Origin of the sequence: Enterobacter roggenkampii (genome assembly GCF_001729805.1) — a bacterium.
Taxonomy (GTDB): domain Bacteria; phylum Pseudomonadota; class Gammaproteobacteria; order Enterobacterales; family Enterobacteriaceae; genus Enterobacter; species Enterobacter roggenkampii.
Genome location: NZ_CP017184.1, coordinates 3171100 through 3185226 on the forward strand (window position 1 = coordinate 3171100; position 14127 = coordinate 3185226).

Sequence of the window (14127 nt, forward strand, 5' to 3'; positions counted from 1 at the left end):
ATTTTTCACATTATTCACAAGAAGCAAGCGCCGTAAGAACCCAAGCTTTTATTCCAGAATCGAACTTACATTTTTCTTTACCATCCGGAGTAATAATTGCTCCATACCCCACTCGCCCTTTTCCTTCGATGATTTCATCCTTGGAAACAATTATGTCTCCATTTTTCTTTACCCACTCACCGTATGAATCAGATACTTTTGATATATCAGCGGCACTATTAACATAGCCGGGGATATGGTGAAATTTATAAACTCGCACATTTGACGGTTCGATAAAGTTAAAATAAACGGCATCTTTTACATATGACGGAATAAAAATAAAATACCCGTCCGGATCACTTCCTTTTATCTGCTGACGACTTACAAGACCACCAGGATATGAGACTAACGCATTATAATTATTAATAGCCACACGAGTTATAACAGACTCACTAGTTATACTGTTATATAGAGAGACATACATCTCCCTAAAACCTTCAACATTCGACGACGATATAACTCTTAGTCCATTACCTGGTAACTTTTTGAAGAGGGTTGATTTAGCCACATCCTGGCTATAATCCTTACCTCGATAGCAAATAGCAAGGTCAGCAGGTTTGTCTTGTATATCTCCGGATATCGCAGGGGTTATAATTTGGTTGCCTGCCCCTTCTTTCAACCAAGTCTGACAGATAGTATCGCCTCGGCTTGCTACTGCTAAGTATGGGATGAAACCAAGAACTAGTAACATGTTTGTTATACGCATAGTTTATCACCTATAAAAATGACTTTTATAGATAATACAACAACTGAAACTTTGAAAACATATCAATAGTTCATGGGAGTAGTAATCCTGCCGTTGTTTTCGACATTATAAGTTTTGCGATCGCCTTTCTCATTTACCATGGTGATTTCGAGTTTTAGTGACTGATCAGACATAGCTTCTTTAATCGAGCGAGCCAGATTCTCACTCAGTGCATTTTCATCACTTTTCCCTTGTGGAGCGCTAAGAATGCTGGTTTCACGATTAGCACTCTGCGAACCGGAGAGAATGTCATACCGCTGCTGAGCGAGAGCATCAGGATTTCGTCTACCTGACCAACGATCATCAGAAATTGCTGTTTGAATTGCATTTTTCAACTCTTCATCGCTGTATGGCTGCGCACCGTTTTCATGCTTGATCATGGCGGCCATTACCGATTTTAATGTTTCCGTATCATGTAGATTGACACGTTCCTGCGCAGCATAGCCGGTACTGCCAGATACGGAATCGATATATGCCCGGGTATCATTCTCGCTGCGAGGTGCGTAGGTGTGTATGACGCTTTCAAGCGTATTGTTGCCACGATCGCCATATAACATTAACTGCCGTGCCATAGCAGCAAGGCCATCATCATCATTGGCAAAGGTAGCGAAGCCACCATTGCTGCCCGTTGAATTTGATGCACTCCGAAGATTGCCCGGATTGTGATTTCTGAATCCGATAGCATCATTTTTGGCCTGATTATAGGGGATATTACCCCTATTTGTACCAGGCTGAGGGCGGTTGATAGCAGCTATGTCAGCTTGCAACTGAATCGCAGAATCAGTTGCACGGTAATTTGCATCGTAGCGCTTTCTTACAGCATCCGTCATGAAACCCGCGTCAACCTGTCCACGTTCACTACGGGGCAAACTGTTATAAAGCGCCTTATCATTCTGAATTAGTCGTAGCTTCGCAGCATCATCGCTGTTGATAAAACCAAGAGCGTGAGACAGGCCCGTAAAATCACCGTTGGTGAACAGGTCGGTAACACCTTCGAGGCCGTCTTTGACTGAACCATCCGAGAGAACGGTCTTAAGTGCCTTGTTTTTTGAACGTTGCCACAGACCATCCCAGGATGCGCTGAGCTCATTCATCGTGCCGTTCACTTCACTCAATTGCTGATTCAGTGCCGGATCCACAGTCAGACCAAATTCATCCGATTTCGCCAGCAGCTTCTTCATGCGTTCACCGTCACGCATTAGCGCCAGCATTTCGGGCGTCAGCCCAAGCGCATCAGCTGCGGACTTCTGCTGTTCAGGTCTCAGGGTTGGGAAAATTTTTGCAATAGACTCCAGTGTTTTAAGGGTATTTACTGAACCATCGCTGTTTTTTTGAATTTGCGCACCAATTTGCGCCATCGCGGCCATAACCCCCTCATTTTTACCGCTGGCAGCCTCATTGAATGCTTTGAAAATACCCTCTATTGATGCATTAGCGCTCTCGCTGTCTGCTCCAAGAATACGCATTGCCCCGGAAAGTCGGGTAAAATCGTCGACGCGCATTCCCGCATTTTTTGCAGACACATCAAGATTGTAGGCCTCTCGCGATGCCTCCCGAAAACCATAAGCGACCTGTTTCAGCCCGTAGCCGGCAGCACCAACCAGCCCCAGTGTGCCCATCTTGCCCGCGAGCTCCCCCACCATTTTCAGCGGGGGAACCATATCGCCGATGTACTGCACGTTATCCCGCGCGCTCTTCGACATATTCTCGAGGCGCGAAATAAAACCATTCAGTCCGTCGGCTGTTTCCTGACCGCCTAACTTGAGCCCTTCTTTGGTTTTATCTAGCTTCGGCTCCAGGTCACGGACAGCCTCATTAATGCGGTCTATAGCCTCGCTAACCTGGTCGCTGGCCACCAGCTCAAAATCAAAAGAATTACTCATCGTCGTCAGGTTTCCTAATCTTGTTTATCCGGGATGCCTGCGCCACCCACCATTTCAGCCGGGCGCGGGTCATTCCCCACGCTCTGTCCTCAGACCAGCGGAAATAGAAGGTGACGTCAGCGGCCATCTCCTGCCAGGTTGTCAGGGCTTCCAGGTCAAAAAACTGAGCAGATACTCCTCACACTTACGGAAGTCGAGAAAATCCATCGGCTGCAGCACGCTTTCACGCGTACCGGAAACCAGCGCAATAAGCAGGCGCATCGCCGCGAGCGACGTTGACGCAGCCTGTTTCTCATAAAACTGCTCCGCCTGACTTAGCGTGGGCGCTTTCAGCTCCAGTTGCGTATAGGTGGTCTTCTCCGCAGCATCATCCAGCGCTACGGTTAAGGGAATGGTTTTAACGCGTTCAATCTCAGCCATCTTAGTTCTCCGTTACGTCGCGGCCTTCCCAGCGAACATCAAATACTGCATCTTCGCTTTCCACTTCCTGGACGTTGACCGTCCAGAGTGAACGGCCAATGATAGTTTTCCCGTTAGCCAGCTCGGCGATCACGTTGACGTTCGTCTGCTGGTTAAAGCCCTGCACATTCGTTCCGCCACTGTCACGCAGTCGGGCAGAAATGTATGGCGCCACAGGTTTTTCCTTATATCCGTGCACACCATCCATCCCTGTCAGGGTGGTACGGTTTACGGTGGCAGCCTGATATTTAAACGAGCCCTCCACCATTACCGTCACACCGTTAACAGTGACATAGGCGGTTCCCGCCAGGCGGTTAGTAGTATCACTTGCCATCGTTTAAGCTCCTGTTGATTCAGCCCGCGTGCGGAACTGATTGAGCAGCGCGAAAATGCGCAACTGGTTCATGAGAGTTCCCGGCCACAGCACATCGACGCGGTTCGGATTTTTGGCGTTCTGCTCGACGATGATGTTTTTTGCGAATGCCTCCGCATCCTGTGCATAACCGTTCCATACCAGAGTCTGGTACTCGGCAATCTGATCGGCCTTGATGATGTTTGGCGTGACGATCGCCGCGCCAGGTGCAAATCGGGTCCCGTCCGCAGCAAGCTTCATGCGGCCAAACTTGCTGGTCACCGCTGTTCGCAGGTAGCGGGTCACAAACATCAGGCTGAACAGCGTCTCCACTTCCAGATAACTATCATCTGCATCGCCATAGCTGTTTTTCTGGTAGGTGGTGATCAGGTTTTCAATGCGCACCGTGCCATCGTCATCGACCGTAAATGTCGAAATGCCGCTGTACAGCAGATTGTTACGCTCGGTCAACTCAAAGCGATCCTGCAGTTCTGGCGCAAGTATCCCCTGAACAGCGAGCGACTGTAGCGGGCGGCCCGGGTCATTACGCAGACTCACCGCCGCTGCACCGGTGTAAGCTGCAGACCATGCCCAGGAAGGGGACGGCGATTTATTTACGCCCAGCAGGGTCTCATGCTGGTTATTGCGCAGCTCACCTTTGGTACCGAGCTGGGCGTAAGTCCCGGTGGTGGTACCAAAGGAATGACCATAAAGCTGCTTGTCCCATGCCCAGCGACCGCCAGTGTCTGACAGGAACTCCTTCATCACATTCAACGAGGTTGTATCGTCGTAAGGGTTGATGATGAAATCGAATGTCCGATCCTGCAGGTTAGCCAGCGCGCCGGTAATATCCGGAGCCCCGGCTCCGTTAGACATAGCAGTAATCGTCAGTTCCAGGCCTGCAGGTGTCGACTCGCCTCCCGGTAAGCCGAGGAAGTTCAGGCGAATGTCGATCCCGTTACCCGTAGCACCAAGGTTCTTCGCGGTCAGGGTTACGGTATCCGTAGCCGCGCTGGCGATTACAGGTAGCGTGGTTTTTGCGTTAATCGCCGCGGCCAGAGAGGTGGCGATCGCTGTCACCGTATCTGTTGCTACAACGGTCAACTGAATGCGCTCACCAGCAATATAAAGGGAGATCACTCCGGTTGCCGTCGGTGCGCTGCTCACTTTAATGGTGCCGGTTGCAGCCACCATGGAATCGGAGTCTTCCTCCAGCGGCAGGATCCAGACTTCGGCTGCGGTATCATTTTTCTGATACGCCGCCATCATGGCCTGCAGAATTCCCCCTTTTCCGGTCAGCTCACCGACGGTATCCGAAGAGGAAACTCGCTGCGGAATACCTGGGGGGGTTGAGCCGGTACTGAGCATCCCACCGATAAGCAGAGTGCGCTGCGTGGCAGTGGCGTTATTCGCCATTGAGTTATCAAACTCAACGAAGAAAAGCCCTACCCGCAGGTTATCGGGAACACGAGCGAAAGGTACGGTCATTCATTTTCTCCCGCTTTTTTAGGTAAGGATTGTTTCTCTGGCGCGCCCTCATCCTTTTTAGAGAGGATCACGTCCCCATCGCTCAGACGGCGACGCCAGAAAATATTGTCAGGTACTTCAGCACCCTCTTTAGGCAATGGGGTGCCCTTAACGGGGCAGCGAACGCTGAGCCCTTTGTTCGGCTTTACAAACATGGATTACTCCTGAAGATTGAGGCTGATACCCGGTTTAACTGTGCCGTCTGGCATGTCGACCGCAATATCCATGCCCTCAAGGGGAACCGACTGGACAGGATAAAAATCTTCCGGCCCCTGGTAATGCTCTATGTCGATCTCAAAAAGAAGCTGCCCCATATGGGCCTCTCCGTCTGAATCAACATTGATGGTTGAACGAACTTCCGCGTATTTCTGAATGTTCCGCGTCAGTTCGTAGCTGTTGATCACCGCGCGCTCCACCTGCTCGCGAAGGCTTTCAAGCGCCAGCTCTGCCCGCATGGCTCCATCATCCACTGTATCGCCGTCATACTCCTGAACGCGCCCAGTGATCCTGACAGTGGTGAGGGTAGTAAAAGCAGGGGTATTACGCCCCTGTGATTTTTTCTGTTCAAAAGGCGTCTGAACCAACAACACAGGATACATATCAGGTGAAGTTGACCAGTCGCGTGCTGAGAATACGCGGTCACCCGCGCTGGTTGTCCCGGTTAGTGCAGTGACAACCATTTGCCGTATCGCTGCTGCATTCATCGCGGTTTTACCACATTGAGGACAAGACGAGATCCGCCATGACTGTCGGGTTCGACGTTTGACACAACAAATAACTGATTGATGATGTGACCACCGACCGTCTTTATAAATACTCGGTCAGATACAGCAGGTTGCGATTTACCCAGCTTGCGAAATTCAGCATCGCGCACACCCAGCATCGGGCTGGAGGTGTTAATTTCTGAATCGCCATCAAGGTTTTCAGCAATCTGCGCATAACCACGGTCAAAAATCCCGTTAATTGTAAAAGGAGTACCGTTACGTGGACGGTACTCGTGCTCATCGCCAAAGACATCATGCAGCGGACTCAGAAGATGAGAATCCCAGTCCACGCCCATGTCATTACCCTGTCGTAACTGAAACTGATGGCTGAGAAGCAAGAACTCGCTTACGAAGCACATCAACATCAGCAATAACGCCGGACTGCAGAAGACGCTCAGCATCTTTGCCGGTTACAGGGATGCGCATATTTTCGCGGTACATCTCCCCGTCATGACGAATGCAATTCCCTTTCAACACCACATACTCCTGCGATTCAGTGTCTTCGGATTTTTCGTCACCACCATCGTCATCAACAGACGATTCGGCATCATCTGTTTTGCTCAAAGGCTGTTTTACCTGGGTGTTATCGCCCGCATTCAGGTCGTCAACACTCAGGCCATCTTTGGCAGATCCTTCTGCATTCAGATCATCAGCCAGCCCGGTATTAGGTTGTTTTGCCATATCAGACCACCGTTGCGCAGAGGGATGCATTTACCCGGCTCGGAATAACCAGCGGGGAGGATTGCATCAGGATAAGACGCTGGGCTGGATCTTCTTTCACCCAGGATTTTGGCGCATAGGCCAGCGGACCGTAGTTGAAAGCCGGGTCCAGGATAACGCCAAATGCGCGGGTTCCCATCAGATCGGCCCCACTCATAATGACAGCGCCATCGGGGATCATAGGCTTCTCGACGTTGTCCAGCGGGTCAATAAACCAGTCGTTATATAACCAGAGGTCAAAGTTACCCCAGCGCCCTTTATAAATTGCGCCCTTCATCGCCTGTGGGCCGGCGTTAATTTGGTTACCAAACGGGCTCAGCGCCGGGAATGTAATGGCGTTATCCTTGATGGTGGTATCCAGTCGGAATGCACGCCATGACTTATTCGTAAAGACCAGATCCGTGGCTACAGAGCCGGACTCTTTCAGGAAAGTAGTCTGCCAGATTTCAATGTCATCTGATGGCTGGGTATTGGTAGCGCCAGCTGCAACGGTCAGTGGCCATTTATCCGAGCCGCTAAGAGTGATGGTTAGATCCGAAGCACGACCGAAATCCACCACCTTAGTTTCATAGCCCTCCCCGGCGACGGTTACGGTCCCGGACACCAGCGCACTGGCCGCCATCCATTCCAGACGACGGTTGATCATGTCAATCTGGTCAGCCATTTCAAACTGAAGGTTCAGCATTTCGCGCTCGGCAGCGGTATATTCCCCGCCAATACGCTCACCAATCTGGCGACGGATAGGTTTGCGCAGGTCCGGCGCGCGCTTATCTTTGATGTATGCCGGTTTGAAGGTATTGGTCTGGTATTTACGGGATTCGACCAGCTTACCTTCCACCAGCGGGGAGACGAACGGCGCCATACGACGCAGGCCGACATCAACATCAATCGCCACTTCTTCAGTCTCGTAAGTCACGACATTCGGGAAGAAGCGATCGAGCAGCCAGTTCTGGCTGGTTTTCAGGTTAGGAACAACCTGCACCAGCACGCTGGTATCAAAAATATTTTCCATATTCAGTCTCTTGATAGTGCCAGCCGCAGCTGGCAAAAATTTTAAACGAGCCAGCCCCTGCCGATTAAAGCATTCGTCAGGAGAGCCGCGGGGGAAATCAGGAGGTGGTTACAGGTGCCTGGTCACTGTCTTTCAGGAAGATAGCCAGCGGTCGGAGCGCTTTTTTCAGGTCAGCTGTCGTCCAGGAGTTATCAAAAATAATTCGGTGCTGGTTGAATTCCCCCATCAGATACAGGCCGCCGTTCTGATCTAAAGACGATGCATCAACATCATCAACCAGAATAGCAACGGGTAACTGACTGCCATCTTCAGCCGTTTTCACACATTGCGTGTATTTCCCGCTGGCAGCCACAAGGCCCAGGACCGTACCACGCTTAAAGGCACCGCCCGTAATGATCCCGGTGTCAGTCACCAGCTGGAGCGTGCCAGCGACAAGCTGATCCGGAACAAACAGCGCGCTCTTCATGCCAGGCGCAAACGCATTCTGACCAAACTGATCCATTATTTCTCTCCTCTTGTGGAGTTGTAGAGGCCGGTCATTTTACTTACCAGCGCAGACTTTCCGGTCTCTTTCTGTCCGCCATCCGGATTAAGCCGGACCTGGTGGCTTTCCTGCATACGCTGATCGAGAGAGCGTTTACGGGATGGCTGAGATGCGGCTGCGGCCGGAGCCGAAGAGGCCAGGACATTAATTGCTGCCGCAGAACTCATCCCGGTATTGAAAGCCAGTGACGCGGCCAGTGAAGGATTCGCAGCTGCATGCTTACTGCCGAAAATACGGGCGCAGCGTTTACGCTCAGCAGCGCGTGCATTTTTTACCGCCTTACTCTCTTTGCGATCGTCGTCGCCGTCGTCTTCAGAATCATCATCTTCTGACGCATCCGGATCATCGCCGTCATCTTCAGCATCATCGTCGCGTTCGTCTTCTTCCGCGTCGTCGTCGCGCTCATCATCATCGGCATCATCTTCACGCTCGTCCTCTTCCCCGCGACGGGCTTTCGCTTTTTTGGCTTTTTTATCCTCTTCTTCCTCAGAAGCGGAAGGGCCAAGACCAATGAGGTGAGCAAAACTAAACGTCTTTTTCTTTGCCATTTCAGGCTCCTGTTTTTTCAAGTAAGTTTTTGAACGCAGCGTCAGGAGGACACACCTCATCAGCCAGTCCAATTTCAACGCCATCAGCAGCCATAAAACAGGCGGCCTGGGTACTTTTTATAACCTTTGCGCTAATCCCCCGGTTTCTGGAAACGGTGTTCACAAACAATTCGCCCATGGTGTTAATGTCCTGCTGGATGGCGGCCAGCGCTTCATCTGACAACTCTCTCAGCGGCGAACCTTCAGCCTTGCGGGATCCATAGGTGATGATCGTAACTTTAAGACCGTCATCTTTAATCCGCTGCGTCCAGTCAAGGTGCATGGTGATCACACCCACAGAACCCACTCCGCCGGTGCGCGGAACAGAAATCCGGTCCGCTGCACTGGCAATGGCATACGCAGCGGAATAAGCGCTTTCCGTCAGAATGGCATGGATAGGCTTTTTCCCCCGGGAGCCGTAAATGACATCTACCAGATCGAAGCATCCAGCGACCTCACCGCCGGGTGAGTCGATATCCAGGCAAATGCCCGAAATGTCGGGATCTTCCATCGCAGTAAGAAACGCCTGACGAATGCCGTCATACCCTGTCATTCCACTGTACGGACGCAGACAGCCCAGTTTTTGCACCAGCGTTCCGCATATCGGGATTACGGCGACACCCAGCACATTGTCATAACCCGGATCACTACGGGATTCACGTCCCCGGTTATCGTCATATCCGTACCAGTCATCCTCCATGGCAAGAGAAGATTCGATTTTACTGATACCAAATCGGTCCATTACGGATGCCATGATGACTTCGGCTTTACTCGGGTGCAGCGCCAGCGGGGTGTTAAATAATCGCTGGGCCAGATGGGGTAGATTCACTTTTCCTCCGGATCGGTAATGGTCTGGCTCGCAAACTGGTCAGCCTGTGCCCAGCTCGGAAGCGGTAATCCGCGTTTAAGACATGACTCAATTTCTCTCTGGCGCTGATCAAGCACTTCTTCCCAGTCTTCACCGACGTTTTCACCCACCTCAATCTCGAGGGTGGAAAGTCCGGCATCCAGACCAAGAATGGCGCCTTTTTTCTCTGCAACCGGATCCACCCAGCCGCGCCCTGGCCCCATCCAGCGCGCGCGGGAATACGCGGCTCTGGCGTCAACAAAATCAGGTGCGCCTGCGGGCAGGGGTAAATCCTCATTGTCGTGAACTTCTTCAACAAAGGCGGTGAGAATGGGCTGAGCGAAGCCGGTAGAAAAATCGTCCCGGCGGCGAGTCAGTGTTTTCCATGCCTCCAGCAACGAGGAGCGTGCAGAACTGTAGTTAACGTCAGACCAGTCCTGAGTGACCTGCTGTGGGGACAACCCTGTTCCTGAAGAAAAATTACGGAGAACAGCAGATTCGAAGACTTCAAAATTGCTGTAGGGCCGCGCCGCGTTAACCGTCGTGATTTTCTCACCAGGATAAAGAATGGGCATTCGGGCACCATTCTGAAGTGTCAGACGCCGATCGTTATGGAACTCAACACGCCCGTCCTGATAAGTGCCTAACTCCGACTCGTCATAGGTCTCGCCCAGGGCAGACTGAACCATCGCAGGGTCATAGGGTGACTCAATGTAAGCGGCAAAGATGGCATTAAGAATTGCTGCCTCAAGCTCACTCTGGTCATACTTCACCAGCATTTTCAGACGCTGAATAACCGGAGTCAGGATGCCGTTACCGCGGTGCTGCGCGCCACGCTCATGATCAAAATCGTGAACCACATGCGGGCGGCCCCAGTCAGTTTCACGCGGGATACGCTGCCACGTCATGGTTTTAGCCCCGCTCCACCAGTCACCGATATGGGCCTCCCTGATGTGGTAAGCAACCGGCGCACCGTCCGCATCAATTTCAACGCCACCACGGACATTTGGCATATCGAAATTCTGCTGAGGATTACTGAGGCGGTCAGGATCGACAATCTGTACCGTGGTGGCGTAACGCCCTCTTCCGGGACCAAGCCTGTCAGTTCTGTACTGGAGAATGGCCAGAGCATCCCCGTCAATAAGCTTGTGACGAAATCCCAGGCGTAACATCTGCGACACGGTGAGTTTTCGTTCAACATCACAATACCGGCCAGGATCGTTACTCCAGGTCCGCCAGTGCCCGTCCAATGCTTTTCCGTACTCTTCCGCCCAGGACGCATCAAACGCCTTGTTTCCGGTGATCATTCTGAGAACACGGTAATCGGGTTTCATGATTGGGCGGAAGTTGGCACCAACCGCATTATCCAGCAGACGTGTGACCGCACCGTTTGCCCAGCCGTCATTACGGACCAGATCGCGTGCGCGGGACACGATGCGATCCCGGTAAATGTTAATTTCATTGTCCGGGGACCACAGCGCGGGTTGCCAGTTCGCCAGTTGATCGCTGAAAGAGTCAGCTGCGTCATAAGGTACGCGGCTCCCCCCCACCAGCATAGAGGGACGCTGCTGTCGCAACGGCTGCCCATCAGAGCCCAGTATCTGTACTTTATTCATCAGAATCTAAACCTCGCTGGTTTCCGGGGACGAGAGATAATCCCCAGTTGCGCCTGCAGAAGTTGAATCAGGGCCAGCAGATCAGCCAGAGTGCTTTGCTGATAGGACACTGATCGCGTCCCGTCTCCCTGCGTATAGGAAAACGAAACACCGTGGCTCCCGGTTGCTAAATCAATGTACGCCTGCTGAGCTTTCGCAAGCGCATCCCTGAGCTGATCGTCAGTCATTGCGCCAGCAAGCAGGCTGGTGTTCCGGTTGAACATGATTTTCCTTATTTCGGCAGGAGTTGCGATATTCGCTTACGTTTGACCGGCGCTGGTTCTTCAATAACCGCACCCGGCAGCTCGTAATTGATTTTTTCTTCCTGTCCAACTGGCGCTGGCAGGAACTTATCCGGATCGGCTTCGAGGTTGGCGGCCCGGACGTTGAGTTTTAACCCCATATGTTTGAGACCGCACAGCGCGGCATAGCTGTAAACGAGGCAGTCAAGCGCTTCGTTAGCTCGTCCTGGTATTGCTTCCCAGATACTGTACCGCTGCCCGGAAATGACTTTGTAAACCAGTCGCTCCGCCAGCAGCTGATTGAAGTACCCGAGATCGCGATCGTCAGGAAAATGCATATAACCCGCAGCGGCGGCGCCAGGTTTGGGTGGCTCAAGATGCAGGCGACCGCGTATCACGTCTTTCGCTGAGTTAACCCCCAGAATGACAGGGCGGAAACTGGCTTTGCTTTTCGATGATGGTCGTTTGGTCGGCCAGACAGGATTGCGTTTGCCTCCCTGTGCAGACTCCCCCTTAATTGCCCAGACACGACGGCCAAGACGCTCTTTGGCGAATTCGTATACCTTCTGCGTATGGTGGCCGCCGGAGTCCATGCACGTTGCCATGATATTCAGGCCGCGGCCGTCACCACGTCGCCAGATCTGTTTCAGGTATGCATCCAGTCGCTTCCAGGGTTCTTCCGTTTCAAGGTCACCATAAATAACGTCATGCGCGACCGACCACGATTCTTCATCCCTACCCCAGCCGGTGATCGTGATTTCGAAGCGATCGTCCTGGGTATCAACGCCAGCTGTTAACAATGCCACGCCGTCCGGAACGACGGCCGGAAATATTTCCCGGCGCGCCAGCAGAACATCAACAGGGAGCTGTTTCCCATGGTTAGGTCGGTGTGGAAGCCCCATCTGGGTATTCCACCACGCCTGTTCCTTATCCGGATCGCCCTTCGCATCGATATATTTTTTCGCAATATCCGACGGCTTATCTTTTTGCCAGGGGCTGAAAAGCTTGGATGCCTGGTACCCGGCGTGGTGGTTATCGACCGCCTCCTTTCCACAGGAGGGGCAGATTGCCCGGTATACCGCATGCCGCTCCGACTCTGACCATTGCCATACCTTTTCAACGCTGCCCTCGTCTGCCGCCCGCCAGGCAAGGTCATAATCCATCAGCGGTGAATGTCGCTCCCCGCAGCACTCAAATGGGCGCGTCTGATGCCATCGGATAGTGTGCAGAGCTCTGAGGCGCTGTCCTTCGGACCAGCCACTACCACAGCATTCGCAATAGAGCATCGCCGATTTAGTCAGGTGTTTATCCCCCTCTTTCGGCCACTGAACGTGTTTGAAGAAGTCGGGGAACTGGCGGTGGCCACAGTGCGGGCAAGCCACAGATGCCCGGCGCTGATCGGAGTCGGCGTAGCTGTCAGCAATGCGGCTCTCATCCTCCACCGTCGGCGAACAGGCGCGCACAGACAGCCAGGTCAGGCCAAATGTCGCTGTACGCTCTTCGGCCAGCGCAATTGGATCGCCTTCGCGGGTTATCGGGTACTTGTCCACTTCATCCGCCAGCAGGACACGAATCGGACGACGCGCAAGGTTATCAGGGCTACCAGCACCCGCCAGCGCCAGAAATCCGCCAGTGAATGCCTTGTAAAGAATGGTTTCTTTCGAGCTTTTCTGTTTCGAATCACCGATGATTTTACGCAGTACCGGCGTCACCCGTACCAGCGGGCTAATACGCTCTTTCGAAAACTGTTCAGCGGCTTCTTCTTTCGGCTGCAGCAGCAGTATCGGACAAGGATCGAGGTGGGCAAAATAGCCAAAAAGGTTTTCCAGCAGTGCTGTCTTCATCAACTGGGTACAGCACATTACAGTGATGATATGAACCCCGGACTCCGTCGCGGCAAGCATCGGTCCGCGGGCAATTTCTACCGTCGATGTTTCCCAGTTTCCCGAAGTGCTCCCAGCCTCTTTTGCCAGCTTACGATAGTCATCTGCCCACTGCGGCACACTGATACGCGGCGGTGGTGTCCAGCCTTTGCGGACGCTTAATTCAAGACGCTCAATCTTCTGCCGGGTTAAACTCTGGCTCTCCGAGGACTGAGATGTGTTTGTGGACATGTTCAATCAGCACCTCTGTCATCCTGTCCGCCGGTACATCCAGATCAGCAGCCATTAGCGGCGCCACCCTGGACGGCCAGTTAAGCCAGGCATCACGCTGTTGGCGAAAGGCGTTGAATAAAACCTCCTCGGCTGCTGTCAGCTCAATAAGCTGGCCGCTGTCTTTTTCATACTGCAGCTTTGCCTGCAGGGCCATGTAATTCTCGCGGATACGTCCCGCTTCCTCTCTCGAAAGACCTGCCCCTTCAGTGAGCATTATCTGGCGGACAGTTTTATTGATTTCATCACCGTCATCAGCGTTATCGCTAACGACGGGAGTTTTCTTTTTCTTCGCGTTCGAGGCGCGTGGGTCTTTGCCATCGCGGTTTTTCTTCAATGCCGCATCGCTGGCCTCTACGTCAATCAGGTCTCCGTCCATCACAATGAAGCGCCCGGCTTTAATCCACCGGCCAATTGTTTTGCGATCCACACCTGAATGTTGTGCGTACTGACTCTGGTTCATCGTGGTCATGGGATATCACCTGGGACATTTTCTGGGGTGGGACATTCGCCTGGGACATTTTTTCCATGTCCCACCAGAATGTCCCACTGGAATAAACTGGAATAGCCAGAGCTGGCGAGGTGTCCGTAATGATCG

General features: G+C 52.5%; 18 protein-coding genes. All 18 read right to left on the reverse strand.

The genetic code is table 11. The features are described from left to right. Positions 1–10: 10 nt before the first annotated feature. A complete protein-coding gene (locus tag BFV67_RS24235; protein WP_157888822.1) occupies positions 11–745 on the reverse strand; it encodes a hypothetical protein in 735 nt (244 codons plus the stop codon). A gap of 62 nt (positions 746–807) precedes the next feature. Next, positions 808–2667, reverse strand: a complete 1860-nt coding sequence (locus BFV67_RS14880) for a hypothetical protein (RefSeq protein WP_069598574.1) — start codon at positions 2665–2667, stop codon at positions 808–810. Continuing rightward, positions 2660–2794 carry a hypothetical protein gene (locus tag BFV67_RS24775; RefSeq protein WP_256388757.1) on the reverse strand — a complete coding sequence of 45 codons (135 nt, stop codon included), beginning with the start codon at positions 2792–2794 and terminating at the stop codon, positions 2660–2662. Before BFV67_RS24775 ends, BFV67_RS14880 begins: the two co-directional genes overlap by 8 nt. Positions 2795–2808: 14 nt before the next feature. Further along, positions 2809–3087, reverse strand: coding sequence for a phage tail assembly protein (locus BFV67_RS14885; RefSeq protein ID WP_000807719.1), 279 nt, complete (start codon positions 3085–3087; stop codon positions 2809–2811). A 1-nt stretch (position 3088) separates the two neighbouring features. After that, positions 3089–3460, reverse strand: a complete 372-nt coding sequence (locus BFV67_RS14890) for a phage tail tube protein (protein WP_069598575.1) — start codon at positions 3458–3460, stop codon at positions 3089–3091. 3 nt (positions 3461–3463) lie between these two features. Then, positions 3464–4966: a phage tail sheath subtilisin-like domain-containing protein gene (locus BFV67_RS14895; RefSeq protein WP_069598576.1), complete on the reverse strand. Its 1503-nt coding sequence runs from the start codon at positions 4964–4966 to the stop codon at positions 3464–3466. After that, the gene (locus tag BFV67_RS14900) at positions 4963–5160 is read right to left on the reverse strand and encodes a DUF2635 domain-containing protein (protein WP_069598577.1); all 198 of its coding nucleotides are present in this window, start codon (positions 5158–5160) and stop codon (positions 4963–4965) included. Before BFV67_RS14900 ends, BFV67_RS14895 begins: the two co-directional genes overlap by 4 nt. Before the next feature lie 3 nt (positions 5161–5163). Then, positions 5164–5709 carry an ATP-binding protein gene (locus BFV67_RS14905; RefSeq protein ID WP_069598578.1) on the reverse strand — a complete coding sequence of 182 codons (546 nt, stop codon included), beginning with the start codon at positions 5707–5709 and terminating at the stop codon, positions 5164–5166. Next, positions 5706–6065 carry a head-tail joining protein gene (locus tag BFV67_RS14910; protein ID WP_063417625.1) on the reverse strand — a complete coding sequence of 120 codons (360 nt, stop codon included), beginning with the start codon at positions 6063–6065 and terminating at the stop codon, positions 5706–5708. The genes BFV67_RS14905 and BFV67_RS14910 overlap by 4 nt, the downstream gene beginning before the upstream one ends. A gap of 4 nt (positions 6066–6069) precedes the next feature. Continuing rightward, positions 6070–6450, reverse strand: coding sequence for a hypothetical protein (locus BFV67_RS14915; protein WP_223825720.1), 381 nt, complete (start codon positions 6448–6450; stop codon positions 6070–6072). 1 nt (position 6451) lies between these two features. Continuing rightward, positions 6452–7501: a major capsid protein gene (locus tag BFV67_RS14920; RefSeq protein ID WP_023157311.1), complete on the reverse strand. Its 1050-nt coding sequence runs from the start codon at positions 7499–7501 to the stop codon at positions 6452–6454. A gap of 97 nt (positions 7502–7598) precedes the next feature. Next, positions 7599–8003 (reverse strand): head decoration protein, encoded by a 405-nt coding sequence (locus BFV67_RS14925; protein WP_069598579.1) that lies wholly within the window; start codon positions 8001–8003, stop codon positions 7599–7601. Then, positions 8003–8593: a hypothetical protein gene (locus BFV67_RS14930; protein WP_069598580.1), complete on the reverse strand. Its 591-nt coding sequence runs from the start codon at positions 8591–8593 to the stop codon at positions 8003–8005. The genes BFV67_RS14925 and BFV67_RS14930 overlap by 1 nt, the downstream gene beginning before the upstream one ends. 1 nt (position 8594) lies before the next feature. Then, complete coding sequence (locus tag BFV67_RS14935; RefSeq protein WP_069598581.1) at positions 8595–9461, reverse strand: S49 family peptidase; 867 nt, start codon at positions 9459–9461, stop codon at positions 8595–8597. Then, positions 9458–11095: a phage portal protein gene (locus BFV67_RS14940; protein WP_001045359.1), complete on the reverse strand. Its 1638-nt coding sequence runs from the start codon at positions 11093–11095 to the stop codon at positions 9458–9460. The genes BFV67_RS14935 and BFV67_RS14940 overlap by 4 nt, the downstream gene beginning before the upstream one ends. Beyond that, positions 11095–11358, reverse strand: a complete 264-nt coding sequence (gene gpW, locus BFV67_RS14945) for a gpW family head-tail joining protein (protein ID WP_000483309.1) — start codon at positions 11356–11358, stop codon at positions 11095–11097. The genes BFV67_RS14940 and gpW overlap by 1 nt, the downstream gene beginning before the upstream one ends. Positions 11359–11366: 8 nt before the next feature. Further along, positions 11367–13490, reverse strand: a complete 2124-nt coding sequence (locus BFV67_RS14950) for a phage terminase large subunit family protein (protein WP_069598582.1) — start codon at positions 13488–13490, stop codon at positions 11367–11369. Continuing rightward, positions 13432–14001, reverse strand: a complete 570-nt coding sequence (locus BFV67_RS14955) for a hypothetical protein (protein ID WP_069598583.1) — start codon at positions 13999–14001, stop codon at positions 13432–13434. Before BFV67_RS14955 ends, BFV67_RS14950 begins: the two co-directional genes overlap by 59 nt. Positions 14002–14127 lie beyond the last annotated feature (126 nt).